The 15,909-nt window shown below is 62.9% G+C and carries 13 protein-coding genes; all 13 read left to right on the top strand.

The genetic code is table 11. The annotated features are described in order from the left end of the window. Positions 1-62: 62 nt before the first annotated feature. The 13 genes from SA496_RS10415 (at position 63) to nuoM (ending at position 15,909) form a co-directional block, all read left to right on the top strand. The gene (locus SA496_RS10415) at positions 63-2,057 is read left to right on the top strand and encodes a PhoX family protein (protein WP_330115378.1); all 1,995 of its coding nucleotides are present in this window, start codon (positions 63-65) and stop codon (positions 2,055-2,057) included. Between the two features lie 489 nt (positions 2,058-2,546). Continuing rightward, positions 2,547-2,960 (top strand): NADH-quinone oxidoreductase subunit A, encoded by a 414-nt coding sequence (locus SA496_RS10410; RefSeq protein ID WP_077524433.1) that lies wholly within the window; start codon positions 2,547-2,549, stop codon positions 2,958-2,960. 10 nt (positions 2,961-2,970) lie between these two features. Then, positions 2,971-3,648, top strand: coding sequence for a NuoB/complex I 20 kDa subunit family protein (locus SA496_RS10405; protein ID WP_077524434.1), 678 nt, complete (start codon positions 2,971-2,973; stop codon positions 3,646-3,648). Positions 3,649-3,710: 62 nt separating this feature from the next. Next, positions 3,711-5,492, top strand: coding sequence for an NADH-quinone oxidoreductase subunit C/D (nuoC, locus tag SA496_RS10400; RefSeq protein ID WP_153922522.1), 1,782 nt, complete (start codon positions 3,711-3,713; stop codon positions 5,490-5,492). After that, on the top strand, positions 5,489-5,989 hold the full coding sequence (gene nuoE, locus SA496_RS10395) for an NADH-quinone oxidoreductase subunit NuoE (protein WP_107504067.1): 501 nt from the start codon (positions 5,489-5,491) through the stop codon (positions 5,987-5,989). The genes nuoC and nuoE overlap by 4 nt, the downstream gene beginning before the upstream one ends. Then, on the top strand, positions 5,986-7,332 hold the full coding sequence (gene nuoF / locus SA496_RS10390; RefSeq protein ID WP_120651298.1) for an NADH-quinone oxidoreductase subunit NuoF: 1,347 nt from the start codon (positions 5,986-5,988) through the stop codon (positions 7,330-7,332). The genes nuoE and nuoF overlap by 4 nt, the downstream gene beginning before the upstream one ends. Positions 7,333-7,432: 100 nt before the next feature. Next, positions 7,433-10,141 (top strand): NADH-quinone oxidoreductase subunit NuoG, encoded by a 2,709-nt coding sequence (nuoG, locus tag SA496_RS10385; RefSeq protein ID WP_330115377.1) that lies wholly within the window; start codon positions 7,433-7,435, stop codon positions 10,139-10,141. Then, positions 10,138-11,130 (top strand): NADH-quinone oxidoreductase subunit NuoH, encoded by a 993-nt coding sequence (gene nuoH, locus SA496_RS10380; protein ID WP_120651300.1) that lies wholly within the window; start codon positions 10,138-10,140, stop codon positions 11,128-11,130. The genes nuoG and nuoH overlap by 4 nt, the downstream gene beginning before the upstream one ends. Positions 11,131-11,141: 11 nt before the next feature. Further along, positions 11,142-11,690 carry an NADH-quinone oxidoreductase subunit NuoI gene (nuoI, locus tag SA496_RS10375; protein WP_028628751.1) on the top strand — a complete coding sequence of 183 codons (549 nt, stop codon included), beginning with the start codon at positions 11,142-11,144 and terminating at the stop codon, positions 11,688-11,690. Between the two features lie 10 nt (positions 11,691-11,700). Further along, on the top strand, positions 11,701-12,201 hold the full coding sequence (gene nuoJ / locus SA496_RS10370) for an NADH-quinone oxidoreductase subunit J (RefSeq protein WP_330115376.1): 501 nt from the start codon (positions 11,701-11,703) through the stop codon (positions 12,199-12,201). 3 nt (positions 12,202-12,204) lie between these two features. Continuing rightward, on the top strand, positions 12,205-12,513 hold the full coding sequence (gene nuoK, locus SA496_RS10365; protein ID WP_028628753.1) for an NADH-quinone oxidoreductase subunit NuoK: 309 nt from the start codon (positions 12,205-12,207) through the stop codon (positions 12,511-12,513). Then, on the top strand, positions 12,510-14,357 hold the full coding sequence (nuoL, locus tag SA496_RS10360; protein ID WP_120651302.1) for an NADH-quinone oxidoreductase subunit L: 1,848 nt from the start codon (positions 12,510-12,512) through the stop codon (positions 14,355-14,357). The genes nuoK and nuoL overlap by 4 nt, the downstream gene beginning before the upstream one ends. A 25-nt stretch (positions 14,358-14,382) precedes the next feature. After that, entirely contained in the window at positions 14,383-15,909 is a 1,527-nt protein-coding gene (gene nuoM, locus SA496_RS10355; RefSeq protein WP_153922529.1) for an NADH-quinone oxidoreductase subunit M, read from the top strand.

Below are 15,909 nucleotides of genomic sequence, written 5' to 3'. Positions count from 1 at the left end.
GTTCCGTCGCTTTCGACAATTAGCGTCAGGTCTCCGTCGATTTGCCTGTTTGGAGACTCGCCTTGAACGATTACAACGACAACGCCGTGCTCTTTGGTAACGGCGATGAGCCGCCCAGCAACACCACCAACAATCCCCACATCAACGATCTGATCGGGAGCCTCAATCGTCGCCAGGTACTGATCGGTGGCGCCACCATGAGCGCCCTGGCCTTCCTCGGCGCAGCCGTTCCAGGCGATGCGACGGCCGCCGAGCCCCAAACCAGCGATTTTCCTTTCAAGCCGCGCTCTCGCCTGCCATTCGAGGCCATCCCCACCGGCCGCGCCGATACCATCAGCGTGCCGCCGGGCTACAAAGCCACTGCGTTCATTCCATGGGGAACCCCAATCACCGGCCGCTATCCGGCCTTTGCCGAGGATGCCAGCAACAGCGCCCAGGACCAGGCCGAACAGGTCGGCATGCACCATGACGGCATGCACTTTTTCCCAATAGACGCCCGCCGCGGGCCAGGCATGCGCTCCGACCACGGCCTGCTGGTGCTCAATCACGAGTACATAGACGCCCCGCTGCTGCATCCCAACGGCCCGACCGTCGTCGACGGCAAGCGCACCATCGCCGACGAAGTACGCAAGGAGATCAATGCCCACGGAGTTTCGGTAGTGGAAATCCGTCGCAATGTACGTGGCGAATGGGAAGTGGTGCCGAGCCGTCGAAACCGCCGCATAACTGCCGCGACACCGATGCAAATCAGCGGCCCGGCACGCGGCCACAATCTACTGAAAACCCGCTACAGCCCCCAAGGCACCGCCACTCGGGGCACCCAGAACAACTGCTCCAACGGCTTTACGCCCTGGGGCACCTATCTGACCTGCGAAGAGAACTGGGCCGGCTACTTTGCCACTCGCGACACCGACCTGCCGCGCGAGCTAAAACGCTACGGCCTGCGCAGCAGCAGCCGCTTTGGCTGGGAAACCCTCGCGGGTGACGAGTTCGAGCGCTTCGATGCCACTCGCAAGGCAGCCGACGCAAAAGACGACTATCGCAACGAGCCGAACCATTTCGGCTGGATAGTCGAGATCGATCCCTTCGACCCCGACTCCACCCCGGTCAAGCACACCGCACTGGGCCGTTTCGCCCATGAAGGCCTTATCTTCGCCCCGGTGAAGCCCGGACGCCCGGTAGTCTGCTATTCCGGCGACGACTCGCAGAACGAGTACATCTACAAGTACGTCAGCCGCGACAAATACCGCCCTGGCCAGGCCAACGGCCGCCTGCTCGACGATGGCACGCTCTATGTCGCCCGCTTCAATGCCGACGGCAGCGGCGACTGGCTGCCACTCGATATCAATGATCGCAACTTCCTCAAGGCGTGCCTGGCAGCGGGTGTCACCTTTGCCGACCAGGGCGAGGTGCTGATCAATACCCGTCAGGCCGCTGACGCTGTCGGCGCCACCCGCATGGACCGTCCTGAATGGGGTGCAGTCAACCCGGACAATGGCGAGGTCTATTTCACCCTCACCAACAACACGGCCCGTACCACGGCCGATGCCGCCAACCCGCGTCCGGCCAACGCCTTTGGTCACATCATCCGCTGGCGCGAAAACAGCCGCGACCACGCCGGGAGCCGTTTCGACTGGAACATCTTCCTACTCGCTGGCCCCGAGACAGACAGTCGCGGACCCAATGGCAAGCCGCTGGGCGCGCAGAACATCCTTGCCAGCCCGGACGGACTCTGGTTCGACGACGAGGGGCGGCTCTGGATCCAGACCGATATGAGTGGCAGCCAACTCAGCGCCGGCCCCTTCGGCAACAACCAAATGCTGGTGGCCGACCCTCGCAGCGGTGAGCTCAAGCGTTTCCTGGTCGGCCCCCTGGGTGCCGAGGTGACCGGCATAAGCGCAACGCCCGACTTCCGCACACTATTCGTCAACATCCAGCACCCCGGCGAAGGGTCCACCGCCACCAACCTGCTCAGCACCTGGCCAGACGGCCCGGGCAAGCGGCCACGCTCCTCCACCGTGATCATTACCCGCGAAGACGGACGTCGACTGCTCTGAATCCCCTCAAGGATTTCGGCCGGCTCACCAGGGCCGGCCTCTTTTTCCTCTTTCGCAATTCGGCCTGAACAAAAATAAATGGAATTGTCGCAATTATGAAAACGGCTCGAAGAGCAACTTAGGAATGTCCTGAGCATATTTTCCGCGGTAATTTCCAAGTTCTACCGAGCAACTCACGTGTAGTGACTAATTAACCACCAATCAAACGCTAATGACTATCATTTGCTACTTTTCAGGGTCCTCACTGCGACATAAGGCCGCAATCCGACCATAGCCTAAGAAAACGCTGGAACACCGATGGTTGCTAGCTTGCAAAGGATCGAGAGGTCGAAAATCCGGCTGCGCGGGCAATTTTTTGGCCTGAAAAATTTACTTGCACACCCGGTCGGGCATAAAATTGTCCGAATCGATTGCCGGGGTCTCAATGAGGCCCGGCATTAAACCTTTTAAACGCAAGTGAACGCCGTTCCTTGACTAAGGAGTTCCGGCATGTCGGAAGCTACTGCCATCATCTCCCACAACTGGGGTTTCGCTGTTTTCCTGTTGGGTGTCGTCGGCCTCTGCGCCTTCATGATCGGCGTCTCCAGCCTGCTCGGCAGCAAGGCCATCGGTCGTAGCAAGAACGACCCCTTCGAATCAGGCATGCTTCCCACCGGCACTGCCCGCCTCCGCCTCTCCGCAAAGTTCTATCTGGTCGCGATGCTTTTCGTGATCTTCGACGTCGAAGCCCTCTTTCTCTTCGCTTGGTCCGTTTCCGTCCGTGAAAGCGGTTGGGCCGGGTTTATCGAAGCAACCATTTTCATAGCAATTCTGTTGGCAGGTCTTGTCTACCTTTGGCGCATCGGGGCGCTCGATTGGGCTCCCGAAGGTCGTCGCAAGCGGCAGGCGAAGCTAAAACAATGAGGCTTTGGCAATGCAATACAAACTTACTCGGATCGATCCGGATGCCACTTACGAGCAGTATCCGATCGGCGAACGGGAGACCGTTTCCGACCCGCTGCTAGAAGATCAGGTGCACAAGAACATCTTCCTGGGCAAGCTCGAGGATGTTCTCAACGGAGCAGTCAACTGGGGTCGCAAGAACTCCCTGTGGCCGTATAACTTCGGCCTCTCCTGCTGCTACGTGGAGATGACCACTGCCTTCACCGCGCCGCACGACATCGCGCGATTCGGTGCAGAGGTCATTCGTGCATCACCGCGCCAGGCGGACTTCATGGTCATCGCCGGCACCTGCTTCATCAAGATGGCACCGGTCATCCAGCGCCTCTATGAGCAGATGCTGGAGCCCAAGTGGGTGATCTCCATGGGTTCGTGCGCGAACTCCGGCGGTATGTACGATATTTACTCGGTCGTTCAGGGCGTGGACAAGTTCCTTCCCGTGGACGTCTACATTCCCGGCTGCCCGCCCCGCCCGGAGGCATTCCTGCAAGGCCTGATGCTGCTGCAGGAATCCATCGGCCAGGAGCGCCGCCCACTATCCTGGGTCGTGGGGGACCAAGGCGTGTACCGCGCCGACATGCCCTCCGAGCGAGAAAAGCGCCGCGAACAGCGTATTCAGGTCACCAACCTGCGCAGCCCCGACGAAGTCTGAGCCTGCTCTTCTCCGGAAGACCCCAGGCTCATTCTTTACGTTGACCGATAGCGACCGAGACCATGACTGCAGACACCGTTCTGTCTATTCCGCCTTATAAGGCTGACGACCAAGACGTCGTCGTAGAGCTCAATTCCCGCTTTGGCGCCGAAAGCCTGACCATCCAGTCGACCCGAACCGGAATGCCGGTGATCTGGGTCGCCCGCGACAAGCTGATCGACGTCCTCAAGTTTCTGCGCAATCTCCCGCGCCCCTACGTCATGCTGTACGACCTGCATGGCGTCGACGAGCGCCTGCGTACCCAGCGCCGCGGCTTGCCGAATGCCGACTTCACGGTGTTCTACCACCTGATGTCGCTGGAGCGTAATAGTGACGTGATGATCAAAGTCGCCTTGTCCGAGGGCGACCTCAACCTTCCAACCGTCACCGGTATCTGGCCCAACGCCAACTGGTACGAGCGGGAAGTCTGGGACATGTACGGCATCACCTTCGCCGGCCATCCGCACCTGTCGCGGATCATGATGCCCAACACCTGGGAAGGTCACCCGCTGCGCAAGGACTACCCGGCGCGCGCCACCGAATTCGATCCCTTCAGCCTGACCCTGGCCAAGCACCAGCTTGAAGAAGAAGCCGCGCGCTTCCGCCCGGAAGACTGGGGTATGAAGCGCCACGGCGAGAACGAGGACTACATGTTCCTCAACCTCGGCCCGAATCACCCCTCCGCCCACGGTGCCTTCCGCATCATCCTGCAGCTGGATGGCGAAGAAATCGTCGACTGCGTGCCGGAAGTCGGTTACCACCACCGCGGCGCCGAGAAGATGGCCGAGCGCCAGTCCTGGCACAGCTTCATTCCGTACACCGACCGTATCGACTACCTCGGCGGCGTGATGAACAACCTGCCGTACGTGCTTGCGGTCGAGAAGCTCGCCGGCATCAAGGTGCCGCAGCGCGTCGACTTCATCCGCGTGATGATGGCCGAGTTCTTCCGAATCACCAGCCACCTGCTGTTCCTGGGTACCTATATCCAAGACGTCGGCGCCATGACCCCGGTGTTCTTCACCTTCACCGACCGCCAGCGCGCCTACAAGGTCATCGAAGCCGTCACCGGCTTCCGCCTGCACCCGGCCTGGTACCGCATCGGCGGCGTCGCCCACGACCTGCCGCGCGGCTGGGATGGCCTGGTGAAAGAGTTCGTCGAATGGCTGCCCAAGCGCCTCGACGAGTACGAAAAGGCCGCCCTGCAAAACAGCATCCTGCGTGGCCGTACCATCGGCGTCGCGCAGTACAACACCAAGGAAGCCCTGGAGTGGGGTGTCACCGGTGCTGGCCTGCGCTCCACCGGTTGCGACTTCGACCTGCGCAAGGCACGCCCCTACTCCGGCTACGAGAACTTCGAGTTCGAAGTTCCGCTGGCCCATAACGGCGACGCCTACGATCGCTGCATGGTCCGTGTGGAAGAAATGCGCCAGAGCATCCGCATCATCGACCAGTGCCTCAAGAACATGCCGGAAGGCCCGTACAAGGCGGACCACCCGCTGACCACGCCGCCGCCGAAAGAGCGCACGCTGCAGCACATCGAAACCCTGATCACCCACTTCCTGCAGGTTTCCTGGGGCCCGGTCATGCCGGCCAACGAAGCCTTCCAGATGATCGAGGCGACCAAGGGCATCAATAGTTACTACCTGACCAGCGACGGCAGCACCATGAGCTACCGCACCCGGATCCGGACGCCCAGCTTCCCCCACCTGCAGCAGATTCCCTCGGTGATCCGCGGCAGCATGGTGGCAGACCTGATCGCCTACCTGGGCAGTATCGACTTCGTAATGGCTGACGTGGACCGCTGATCATGAGCACCCTTATCCAGACCGACCGTTTCGTACTCAGCGAAACCGAGCGCTCGGCCATCGAGCACGAAATGCATCACTACGAGGACCCGCGTGCGGCGTCCATCGAAGCCCTCAAGATCGTCCAGAAGGAACGTGGCTGGGTGCCGGACGGCGCCGCTGACGCCATTGGTGCGATCCTCGGCATCCCCGCCAGCGACGTCGAAGGCGTGGCGACCTTCTATAGCCAGATCTTCCGTCAGCCGGTCGGCCGCCACGTCATCCGCGTGTGCGACAGCATGACCTGCTACGTTGGCGGCCACGAGTCCGTCGTTGCCGAAATGCAGAAGCAGCTCGGCATCGGCCTCGGCCAGACCACCACCGACAGTCGGTTCACCCTGCTGCCGGTCTGCTGCCTGGGCAACTGCGACAAGGCCCCGGCCGTGATGATCGACGACGACACCTTCGGCGACGTACAACCTGACGGCGTTGCCAAGCTGCTGGAGGCCTACCAATGAAGACCCTCACCTCCATTGGCCCGGCCAACCGAATCGCCCGCAGCGAAGAAACCCATCCGTTGACCTGGCGCCTGCGCGAAGACGCGCAGCCGGTGTGGCTCGACGAATACCAGCAGAAGAACGGCTACGCCGCCGCTCGCAAGGCCCTGACCGATATGGCCCAGGCCGACATCGTGCAGCAGGTAAAGGACTCCGGCCTCAAGGGCCGCGGCGGTGCGGGCTTCCCCACCGGTGTGAAGTGGGGCCTGATGCCGGCCGACGAATCCATGAACATCCGCTACCTGCTGTGCAACGCGGACGAAATGGAGCCCAACACCTGGAAGGACCGCATGCTGATGGAACAGCTGCCGCACCTGCTGGTGGAAGGCATGCTGATCAGCGCCCGCGCCCTCAAGGCCTATCGCGGCTACATCTTCCTGCGGGGTGAGTACGTCGACGCAGCGCGCAACCTCAACCGCGCCATCGATGAAGCCAAGGCCGCCGGCCTGCTGGGCAAGAACATCCTGGGCTCGGGCTTCGATTTCGAACTCTTCGTCCACACCGGCGCAGGCCGCTACATCTGTGGTGAAGAGACCGCGCTGATCAACTCGCTGGAAGGCCGCCGCGCCAACCCGCGCTCCAAGCCGCCCTTCCCCGCCGCAGTCGGCGTCTGGGGCAAGCCCACCTGCGTCAACAACGTCGAGACACTGTGCAACGTGCCGGCGATCGTCGCCAACGGCGTGGACTGGTACAAGACCCTCGCCCGCCCGGGCAGCGAAGACATGGGCACCAAGCTCATGGGCTTCTCCGGCAAGGTGAAGAACCCCGGTCTCTGGGAACTGCCCTTCGGCGTTCCTGCTCGCGAGCTGTTCGAAGACTACGCTGGTGGGATGCGTGATGGCTTCAAGCTGAAAGCCTGGCAGCCCGGCGGTGCCGGCACCGGCTTCCTGCTCCCGGAACACCTGGACGCTCCCATGTACGCCGCCGGCATCGCCAAGGTGGGCACCCGTATGGGTACCGGCCTCGCGCTGGCCGTGGACGACAGCATCAACATGGTCTCCCTGCTCCGCAATATGGAGGAGTTCTTCGCGCGCGAGTCGTGCGGCTGGTGCACCCCATGCCGAGACGGCCTGCCCTGGAGCGTAAAGGTCCTCCGTGCCCTTGAACGCGGTGAAGGCCAGGCGGGCGACCTGGAGACACTGGAGCAGCTCGTCAGCTTCCTCGGCCCAGGCAAGACCTTCTGCGCCCACGCACCGGGTGCCGTCGAGCCGCTGGGCAGTGCGATGAAATATTTCCGTCCGGAGTTCGAGGCAGGCATCGCCAGCCAGACTCCGGCAGCGCGCCCGATTCCCGTCGGCGCCTGAGGCAAGAGAATAAGCGCAGCGGCGGCCGCAAGAACGGCCCCGCGCGCACGCAGATTCCATTAGCCAAAGCCCGGTCACACGGGCAGATGAAGACTGAACCATGGCCACTATCCACGTAGACGGCAAGACGCTCGAAGTCGATGGTGCAGACAACCTCCTGCAGGCCTGTCTGTCACTCGGACTCGACATCCCCTACTTCTGCTGGCACCCGGCGCTCGGTAGCGTCGGCGCCTGCCGCCAGTGCGCGGTCAAGCAGTACACCGACGAGAACGACAAGCGTGGTCGCCTCGTCATGTCCTGCATGACTCCCGCCACCGATAACAGCTGGATTTCCATCGACGACGAAGAGGCCAAGCAGTTCCGCGCCAGCGTCGTCGAATGGCTGATGACCAACCACCCGCACGACTGCCCGGTGTGCGAGGAAGGTGGTCACTGCCACCTGCAGGACATGACGGTAATGACCGGCCACAACGCCCGTCGCTATCGCTTCACCAAGCGTACCCACCAGAACCAGGAACTCGGTCCGTTCATCGCTCACGAGATGAACCGTTGCATCGCCTGCTATCGCTGCGTGCGTTACTACAAGGATTACGCTGGCGGCACCGACCTCGGCGTCTACGGCGCCCACGACAACGTGTACTTCGGCCGCGTCGAAGACGGCACCCTCGAGAGCGAGTTCTCGGGCAACCTGGTCGAGGTCTGCCCGACTGGCGTGTTCACCGACAAGACCCACTCCGAGCGCTACAACCGCAAGTGGGACATGCAGTTCGCCCCGAGCATCTGCCATGGCTGCTCCAGTGGCTGCAACATCAGCCCCGGCGAGCGTTACGGCGAAATCCGCCGCATCGAGAACCGCTTCAACGGCTCGGTTAACCAGTACTTCCTCTGCGACCGCGGTCGCTTCGGTTACGGGTACGTCAACCGCGACGACCGTCCGCGCCAGCCGCGACTGGGTAACCAGCAACTGGGCCTGGACGCCGCCTTGGACAAGGCCGCCGAGCTGCTGAAAGGCAAGCGCGTGATTGGTATTGGCTCGCCGCGCGCCAGCCTCGAAGGCAACTTCGCCCTGCGTGAGCTGGTCGGTGGAGAGAACTTCTACTCTGGCATCGCCGCAAACGAACTGGCTAACCTGCGCCTGATTCGCGACATCCTGCAGAACGGCCCGCTGCCGGTGCCCACCCTGCGAGACGTCGAGAAGCACGACGCGATCTTCGTCCTCGGCGAAGACTTGACCCAGACAGCAGCCCGCATGGCCCTGGCCCTGCGTCAGGCCGTCAAGGGCAAGGCCACTGAAATCGCCGCCTCGATGAAGATCCAGGATTGGCACATGGCCGCTGTGCAGAACGTCGCCCAGGACGCGCTGAACCCGCTGTTCATTGCCAGCGTTGCCGCCACCCGGCTGGACGACGTCGCCGCTGAAAGTGTCCACGCTGCCCCGGCCGACCTCGCCCGCATCGGTTTCGCTGTTGCCCACGCCATCGACCCGAGCGCACCGGCCGTGGAAGGCCTGGAAAGCGAAGCCGCCGAGCTGGTCAAGCGCATCGCCGACGCCCTGCTCGCTGCCAAACGTCCGCTGATCATCTCCGGCGCCTCCCTTGGCGAGAAAGCCCTGATCGAAGCCGCTGCCAACATCGCCAGCGCGCTGAAGAACCGTGAAAAGAACGGTTCCCTCAGCCTGGTGGTACCAGAAGCGAACAGCATGGGCCTGGCTCTCTTCGGTGGTGAATCCGTCGACGCCGCTCTCGAAGCGCTGACCGCCGGCAAGGCCGATGCAGTCGTCATTCTCGAGAATGACCTGTACCGCCGCGCCGACGCCGGCAAGGTCGATGCCGCCCTCGCCGCTGCCAAGGTCGTCATCGTTGCCGACCATCAGCAGACTGCTACCGTCGAACGTGCCCATCTGGTGCTGCCGGCCGCCAGCTTCGCTGAAGGCGACGGCACCCTGGTCAGCCTTGAAGGGCGCGCCCAGCGCTTCTTCCAGGTCTTCGATCCGACCTACTACGACGCCAACATGCTCGTTCGCGAAGGCTGGCGCTGGCTGCATGCTCTGCACAGCACTCTGCAAGGCAAGGCCGTCGACTGGACCCAGCTGGACCAGGTCACCGCAGCTTGCGCCGACAGCAGCCCATTGTTGGCCTCTATCCGCGACGCCGCACCGAGCGCTTCGTTCCGCATCAAGGGGATGAAACTCGCCCGCGAGCCGCACCGCTACAGCGGTCGTACTGCCATGCGCGCCAATATCAGCGTGCACGAGCCGCGTCAGCCCCAGGACAAGGACTCCGCCTTCGCCTTCTCCATGGAAGGCTATGCCGGTACCAAGGAAGACCGTCAGCAGATTCCGTTCGCCTGGTCTCCGGGCTGGAACTCCCCGCAAGCCTGGAACAAGTTCCAGGACGAAGTCGGTGGCCACCTGCGCGCTGGCGACCCGGGCGTTCGCCTGATCGAAGCCAAGGGCCAGGCATTGCCCTGGTTCTGCATCAATGCTGCGTTCAACCCGGCTCAGGGCACCTGGCAGGCCGTGCCTCTGCACCACCTGTTCGGCAGCGAGGAGAACAGTTCCCGCGCCGCTCCGGTGCAAGAACGCATCCCGCAGCCCTACGTGGCCATGGCCAAGGACGAAGCCGATCGCCTCGGCGTCAATGACGGCGCCCTTATCGCCCTGACCGTCAATGGCCAGACCCTGCGTCTGCCGCTTGCCGTCAAGGAAGAAATGGGCATCGGCCTGATCGGCCTGCCTGCCGGTCTGCCGGGTATCCCGGCGGTCTTCGCCGGTGCCGTCGTCACTGCCGTACAGGAGTCCGCGCAATGAGTTGGCTGACGCCCGAACTGATCGACATCGTCGTCACCGTCCTCAAAGCCATCGTCATCCTGCTCGGGGTGGTCGTGACCGGTGCGCTGCTCTCCTGGGTGGAACGCCGTCTGTTGGGTCTGTGGCAGGACCGATACGGCCCGAACCGCGTAGGCCCGTTCGGCGCCTTCCAGCTTGGCGCGGACATGATCAAGATGTTCTTCAAGGAAGACTGGACCCCGCCGTTCGCCGACAAGCTGATCTTCACCCTGGCTCCCATCATCGCGATGAGTGCCCTGTTGATCGCGTTTGCCGTGGTGCCGGTCACCCCCACATGGGGCGTGGCCGACCTGAACATCGGCGTGCTGTTCTTCTTCGCCATGGCCGGCATCGCGGTCTACGCGGTGCTCTTCGCCGGCTGGTCGAGCAACAACAAGTTCGCCCTGCTCGGCAGCCTGCGTGCCTCGGCCCAGACCATCTCCTACGAGGTGTTCCTGGCGCTGTCGCTGATGGGCATCGTGGCCCAGGTCGGCTCCTTCAACATGCGCGACATCGTTGAATACCAGGCCCAACACCTGTGGTTCATCATTCCGCAGTTCTTCGGCTTCTGTACCTTCTTCATCGCTGGCGTCGCCGTGACTCACCGTCACCCGTTCGACCAGCCGGAAGCGGAACAGGAACTGGCCGACGGCTACCACATCGAATACGCCGGCATGAAATGGGGCATGTTCTTCGTGGGTGAGTACATCGGCATTGTGCTGATCTCCGCCCTGCTCGTGACCCTGTTCTTCGGCGGCTGGCATGGCCCGTTCGGCATCCTGCCGCAGATCCCCTTCATCTGGTTTGCGCTCAAGACCGCCTTCTTCATCATGCTGTTCATCCTGCTGCGCGCGTCGATCCCGCGCCCGCGCTATGACCAGGTGATGGCCTTCAGCTGGAAGGTGTGCCTGCCGCTGACCCTGATCAACCTGCTGGTGACCGGCGCGCTCGTGCTGGCCGCGGCCCAGTAAGGAGAAACACCATGATCAAAGAAATCATCCACGTCGTGCATGGCACCTTCACCCAGCTTCGCAGCCTGGTGATGATCTTCGGCCATGCCTTCCGCAAGCGTGACACCCTGCAATACCCGGAAGAGCCCGTGTACCTGCCGCCGCGCTACCGCGGCCGCATCGTCCTCACCCGCGACCCCGATGGCGAAGAGCGTTGCGTAGCCTGCAACCTCTGCGCCGTGGCCTGCCCTGTCGGCTGCATTTCCCTGCAGAAGGCTGAGACCGAGGACGGACGCTGGTACCCCGAGTTCTTCCGCATCAACTTCTCCCGCTGCATCTTCTGCGGCCTGTGCGAAGAAGCCTGCCCCACCACCGCGATCCAGCTGACCCCGGATTTCGAGATGGGCGAGTTCAAGCGCCAGGACCTGGTGTACGAGAAGGAAGACCTGCTGATCTCCGGCCCGGGTAAGAACCCGGACTACAACTTCTATCGCGTGGCGGGTATGGCCATTGCCGGCAAGCCGAAAGGCGCCGCGCAGAACGAGGCCGAGCCGATCAACGTGAAGAGCCTGCTGCCCTAAGGAGACACGCGTGGAATTCGCCTTCTATTTCGCCGCTGGTGTGGCCGTTGTCTCCACCCTGCGGGTAATCACAAACACCAACCCGGTGCATGCCCTGCTGTACCTCATCGTCTCGCTGCTGGCGGTGTCGATGTGCTTCTTCGCCCTCGGCGCGCCGTTCGCCGGCGCCCTCGAAATCATCGTTTATGCCGGCGCCATCATGGTGCTGTTCGTCTTCGTGGTGATGATGCTGAACCTCGGACCTGCGATTGCAGAACAGGAGAAGAAGTGGCTCAAGCCCGGCATCTGGACCGGCCCTGCCCTGCTCTCCCTGATTCTGCTGACCGAACTGCTGTATGTGCTGTTCGGCAATGCCACTGGTGCCACCATCGGTCACACCACCGTGGACGCCAAGGCAGTTGGCATCGCCCTCTTCGGCCCGTACCTGCTGGCCGTGGAGCTGGCTTCCATGCTGCTGCTGGCAGCCCTGGTCGCCGCCTTCCACCTCGGCCGCCACGAAGCTAAGGAATAAGCCATGAACGCAATCCCACTGGAACATGGCCTCGCGGTCGCCGGCATACTCTTCTGCCTGGGCCTCACGGGCCTCATGGTGCGCCGCAACATCCTCTTCGTGCTCATGAGCCTGGAAGTCATGATGAACGCTGCCGCGCTGGCCTTCGTGGTCGCCGGCGCCCGTTGGGCCCAGCCTGACGGCCAGATCATGTTCATTCTGGTGATCAGCCTTGCAGCCGCCGAAGCCAGTATCGGCCTGGCAATCCTGCTGCAGCTGTACCGCCGCTTCCATACCCTCGATATCGACGCTGCCAGCGAGATGCGCGGATGAACCTTCTATTCCTCACTTGCCTGTTCCCGCTGCTCGGCTGGTTCATCCTGGCCTTCTCCCGCGGGCGTTTCTCCGAAAACACATCCGCCGTCATCGGCGTCGGTTCCGTGGGCCTCTCGGCCCTGATCGCCGCCTGGATCATCTGGCAGTTCAACGTGGCCCCGCCGGAAGGCGGTGTCTACACCCAGGTGCTCTGGCAGTGGATGAGCGTGGCGGGCTTCGCGCCCAGCTTCACCCTCTACCTGGACGGCCTGTCCCTGACCATGCTCGGCGTGGTCACCGGCGTCGGCTTCCTGATCCACCTGTTCGCTTCCTGGTACATGCGCGGTGAAGAGGGCTACTCCCGCTTCTTCGCCTACACCAACCTGTTCATCGCCAGCATGCTGTTCCTGGTGCTGGGCGATAACCTGCTGTTCCTCTACTTCGGTTGGGAAGGCGTGGGGTTGTGCTCGTACCTGCTGATCGGCTTCTACTTCAAGCACACGCCCAACGGTAACGCGGCACTCAAGGCCTTCATCGTCACCCGCGTGGGTGACGTGTTCATGGCCATCGGGCTGTTCATCCTGTTCTTCCACCTGGGTACCCTGAACATCCAGGAACTGATGAAGCTGGCCCCCGAGAAGTACGTGGCCGGTGACGCCTGGCTCTGGGTCGCGACCCTGATGCTGCTCGGCGGCGCAGTGGGCAAATCCGCCCAGCTGCCGCTTCAGACCTGGCTGGCAGACGCGATGGCGGGCCCGACTCCGGTTTCCGCGTTGATCCACGCGGCTACCATGGTGACCGCGGGCGTCTACCTGATCGCCCGTACCCACGGCCTGTTCCTGCTGACTCCGGAAATCCTCGAACTGGTCGGCATCGTGGGTGGCGTAACCCTGGTCCTGGCTGGCTTCGCCGCCCTGGTGCAGACCGACATCAAGCGAATCCTCGCCTACTCCACCATGAGCCAGATCGGCTACATGTTCCTCGCCCTCGGCGTTGGCGCATGGGATGCGGCGATTTTCCACCTGATGACCCACGCCTTCTTCAAGGCTCTGCTGTTCCTCGCTTCGGGTGCGGTGATCAACGCCTGCCACCACGAGCAGAACATCTTCAAGATGGGTGGCCTGTGGAAGAAACTGCCGCTGGCCTACGCGAGCTTCATCGTAGGTGGTGCGGCCCTGGCGGCCCTGCCGCTGGTCACCGCGGGCTTCTACTCCAAGGACGAGATCCTCTGGGAAGCCTTCGCCAGTGGCCACTCCGGTCTGCTCTACGCCGGTCTGGCGGGCGCCTTCCTGACCTCGATCTACACCTTCCGCCTGATATTCATCGCCTTCCATGGTGAAGCGAAGACCGAAGCTCACGCTGGTCACGGCGTCGCCCACTGGCTGCCGCTGAGCGTGCTGATCGTGCTCTCTACCTTCATTGGCGCACTGATCACCCCGCCGCTGGCCGGTGTACTGCCGGAAAGCGTCGGCCACGCCGGTGGCGAAGCCAAGCACAGCCTGGAAATCGCCTCGGGTGCCATCGCCCTGGCGGGCATCCTGCTGGCCGCCCTGCTCTTCCTTGGCAAGCGCCGTTTCGTCAGCGCACTCGCCCAGAGTGCGCCGGGCCGCTTCCTTGGTGCCTGGTGGTACGCCGCCTGGGGCTTCGACTGGCTCTACGACCTGCTGTTCGTCAAACCCTACCTGCTGGTCTGCCGCCTGCTCCGTCGCGATCCCATCGACGGCACCATCGGCCTGGTTCCACGCGTGGTAAGGGGCGGCAACTTTGCCCTCAGCCGTAGCCAGACCGGCCAGCTGCGCTGGTACGCCGTATCCATCGTCGGCGGAGCCGTGCTCGTGCTCGGCGCCGTGCTGCTGACCTGAATCTTCTTAAGGAATTGAGCCCGTCATGATTCTGCCCTGGCTAATCCTGATTCCCTTCATCGGCGGCCTGCTCTGCTGGCAGGGTGAGCGCTTCAGCGCCACCCTGCCACGCTGGATCGCCTTGCTGACCATGTCCCTGCTGTTCGTCCTCGGCCTTTGGCTGTGGGCGACCGGCGACTTCACCCTGGCCCCTGCTCCCGGCACCGATCCGGTGTGGGCGGAGGAGTTCAAGGTGCAGTGGATCGAGCGTTTCGGCGTCACCATCCACCTGGCCCTGGACGGCATCTCCATCCTGATGATCGTCCTCACCGGCCTGCTCGGTGTGCTGTCCGTGCTCTGCTCCTGGCGTGAAATCCAGAACCGCGTCGGCTTCTTCCACCTCAACCTGATGTGGATCCTCGGCGGCGTGGTCGGCGTGTTCCTCGCCATCGACCTGTTCCTGTTCTTCTTCTTCTGGGAAATGATGCTGGTGCCGATGTACTTCCTCATCGCGCTCTGGGGTCATAGCGGCAGCAAGGGCAAGACCCGGATCACCGCCGCCACCAAGTTCTTCATCTACACCCAGGCCAGCGGCCTGATCATGCTGGTGGCCATCCTCGGCCTGGTGCTGGTGAACTACAGCAATACCGGCGTGCTGACCTTCAACTACGCCGACCTGCTGAAAGCCCAGCTCGCCCCGGGTACCGAGTACCTGCTGATGCTCGGTTTCTTCATCGCCTTCGCGGTGAAGTTCCCGGTGGTGCCGTTCCACTCCTGGCTGCCCGATGCCCACGCCCAGGCCCCGACCGCTGGCTCCGTGGACCTCGCCGGCATCCTGCTCAAGACTGCCGCCTACGGCATGATCCGCTTCGCCCTGCCGCTGTTCCCCAACGCGTCGGCCGAGTTCGCGCCAATCGCCCAGTGGCTGGGTGTGTTCGCAATTGTCTACGGTGCCCTGCTGTCGTTCGCCCAGACCGACATCAAGCGCCTGGTGGCCTACTCCAGCGTTTCGCACATGGGCTTCGTGTTGATCGCCATTTACTCCAGCAGCCAGATCGCTCTGCAGGGCGCCATCGTGCAGATGATCGCCCACGGCCTCTCCGCTGCCGCGCTCTTTATCCTGTGCGGCCAGCTGTACGAACGCTTGCACACCCGTGACATGCGCGAGATGGGCGGTATCTGGAACCGTATGCCTTACCTGCCGGCCATCAGCCTGTTCTTCGCTGCCGCCGCACTGGGCCTGCCGGGTACCGGCAACTTCGTCGGCGAGTTCCTGATCCTGGTCGGTTCGTTCCAGCAAGTGCCGTGGATTGCCGTACTGGCTTCCACTGGCCTGGTGTTCGGATCGGTCTACTCGCTGATCATGATCCACCGCGCCTACTTCGGTCCGGCGAAGAACGAAAACGCCTACGAAGGCCTGCGCTATCGCGAGCTGACCATGGTCCTGGGCCTCGCCGCCCTGTTGATCCTGCTCGGCGTTTACCCGCAACCGGTACTGGATACCTCCGCTGCGACCATGCATGGCGTGCACCAGTGGCTGGATTCCGCCGTCAATCAACTCGTTGCCCGGTAA

It is taken from the genome of Pseudomonas sp. JS3066, assembly GCF_036328175.1.
Classification (GTDB): domain Bacteria; phylum Pseudomonadota; class Gammaproteobacteria; order Pseudomonadales; family Pseudomonadaceae; genus Metapseudomonas.
Note: the sequence above shows the minus strand (reverse complement) of the source record. Positions and strands in the feature narration are given on the sequence as shown.

Coding starts and splice junctions, on each gene's coding strand:
- SA496_RS10410 (WP_077524433.1), top strand. CDS start 2,547: ATGTCGGAAGCTACTGCCATCATCTCCCACAACTGGGGTTTCGCTGTT.
- SA496_RS10405 (WP_077524434.1), top strand. CDS start 2,971: ATGCAATACAAACTTACTCGGATCGATCCGGATGCCACTTACGAGCAG.
- nuoC (WP_153922522.1), top strand. CDS start 3,711: ATGACTGCAGACACCGTTCTGTCTATTCCGCCTTATAAGGCTGACGAC.
- nuoF (WP_120651298.1), top strand. CDS start 5,986: ATGAAGACCCTCACCTCCATTGGCCCGGCCAACCGAATCGCCCGCAGC.
- nuoG (WP_330115377.1), top strand. CDS start 7,433: ATGGCCACTATCCACGTAGACGGCAAGACGCTCGAAGTCGATGGTGCA.
- nuoH (WP_120651300.1), top strand. CDS start 10,138: ATGAGTTGGCTGACGCCCGAACTGATCGACATCGTCGTCACCGTCCTC.
- nuoI (WP_028628751.1), top strand. CDS start 11,142: ATGATCAAAGAAATCATCCACGTCGTGCATGGCACCTTCACCCAGCTT.
- nuoK (WP_028628753.1), top strand. CDS start 12,205: ATGAACGCAATCCCACTGGAACATGGCCTCGCGGTCGCCGGCATACTC.
- nuoL (WP_120651302.1), top strand. CDS start 12,510: ATGAACCTTCTATTCCTCACTTGCCTGTTCCCGCTGCTCGGCTGGTTC.
- nuoM (WP_153922529.1), top strand. CDS start 14,383: ATGATTCTGCCCTGGCTAATCCTGATTCCCTTCATCGGCGGCCTGCTC.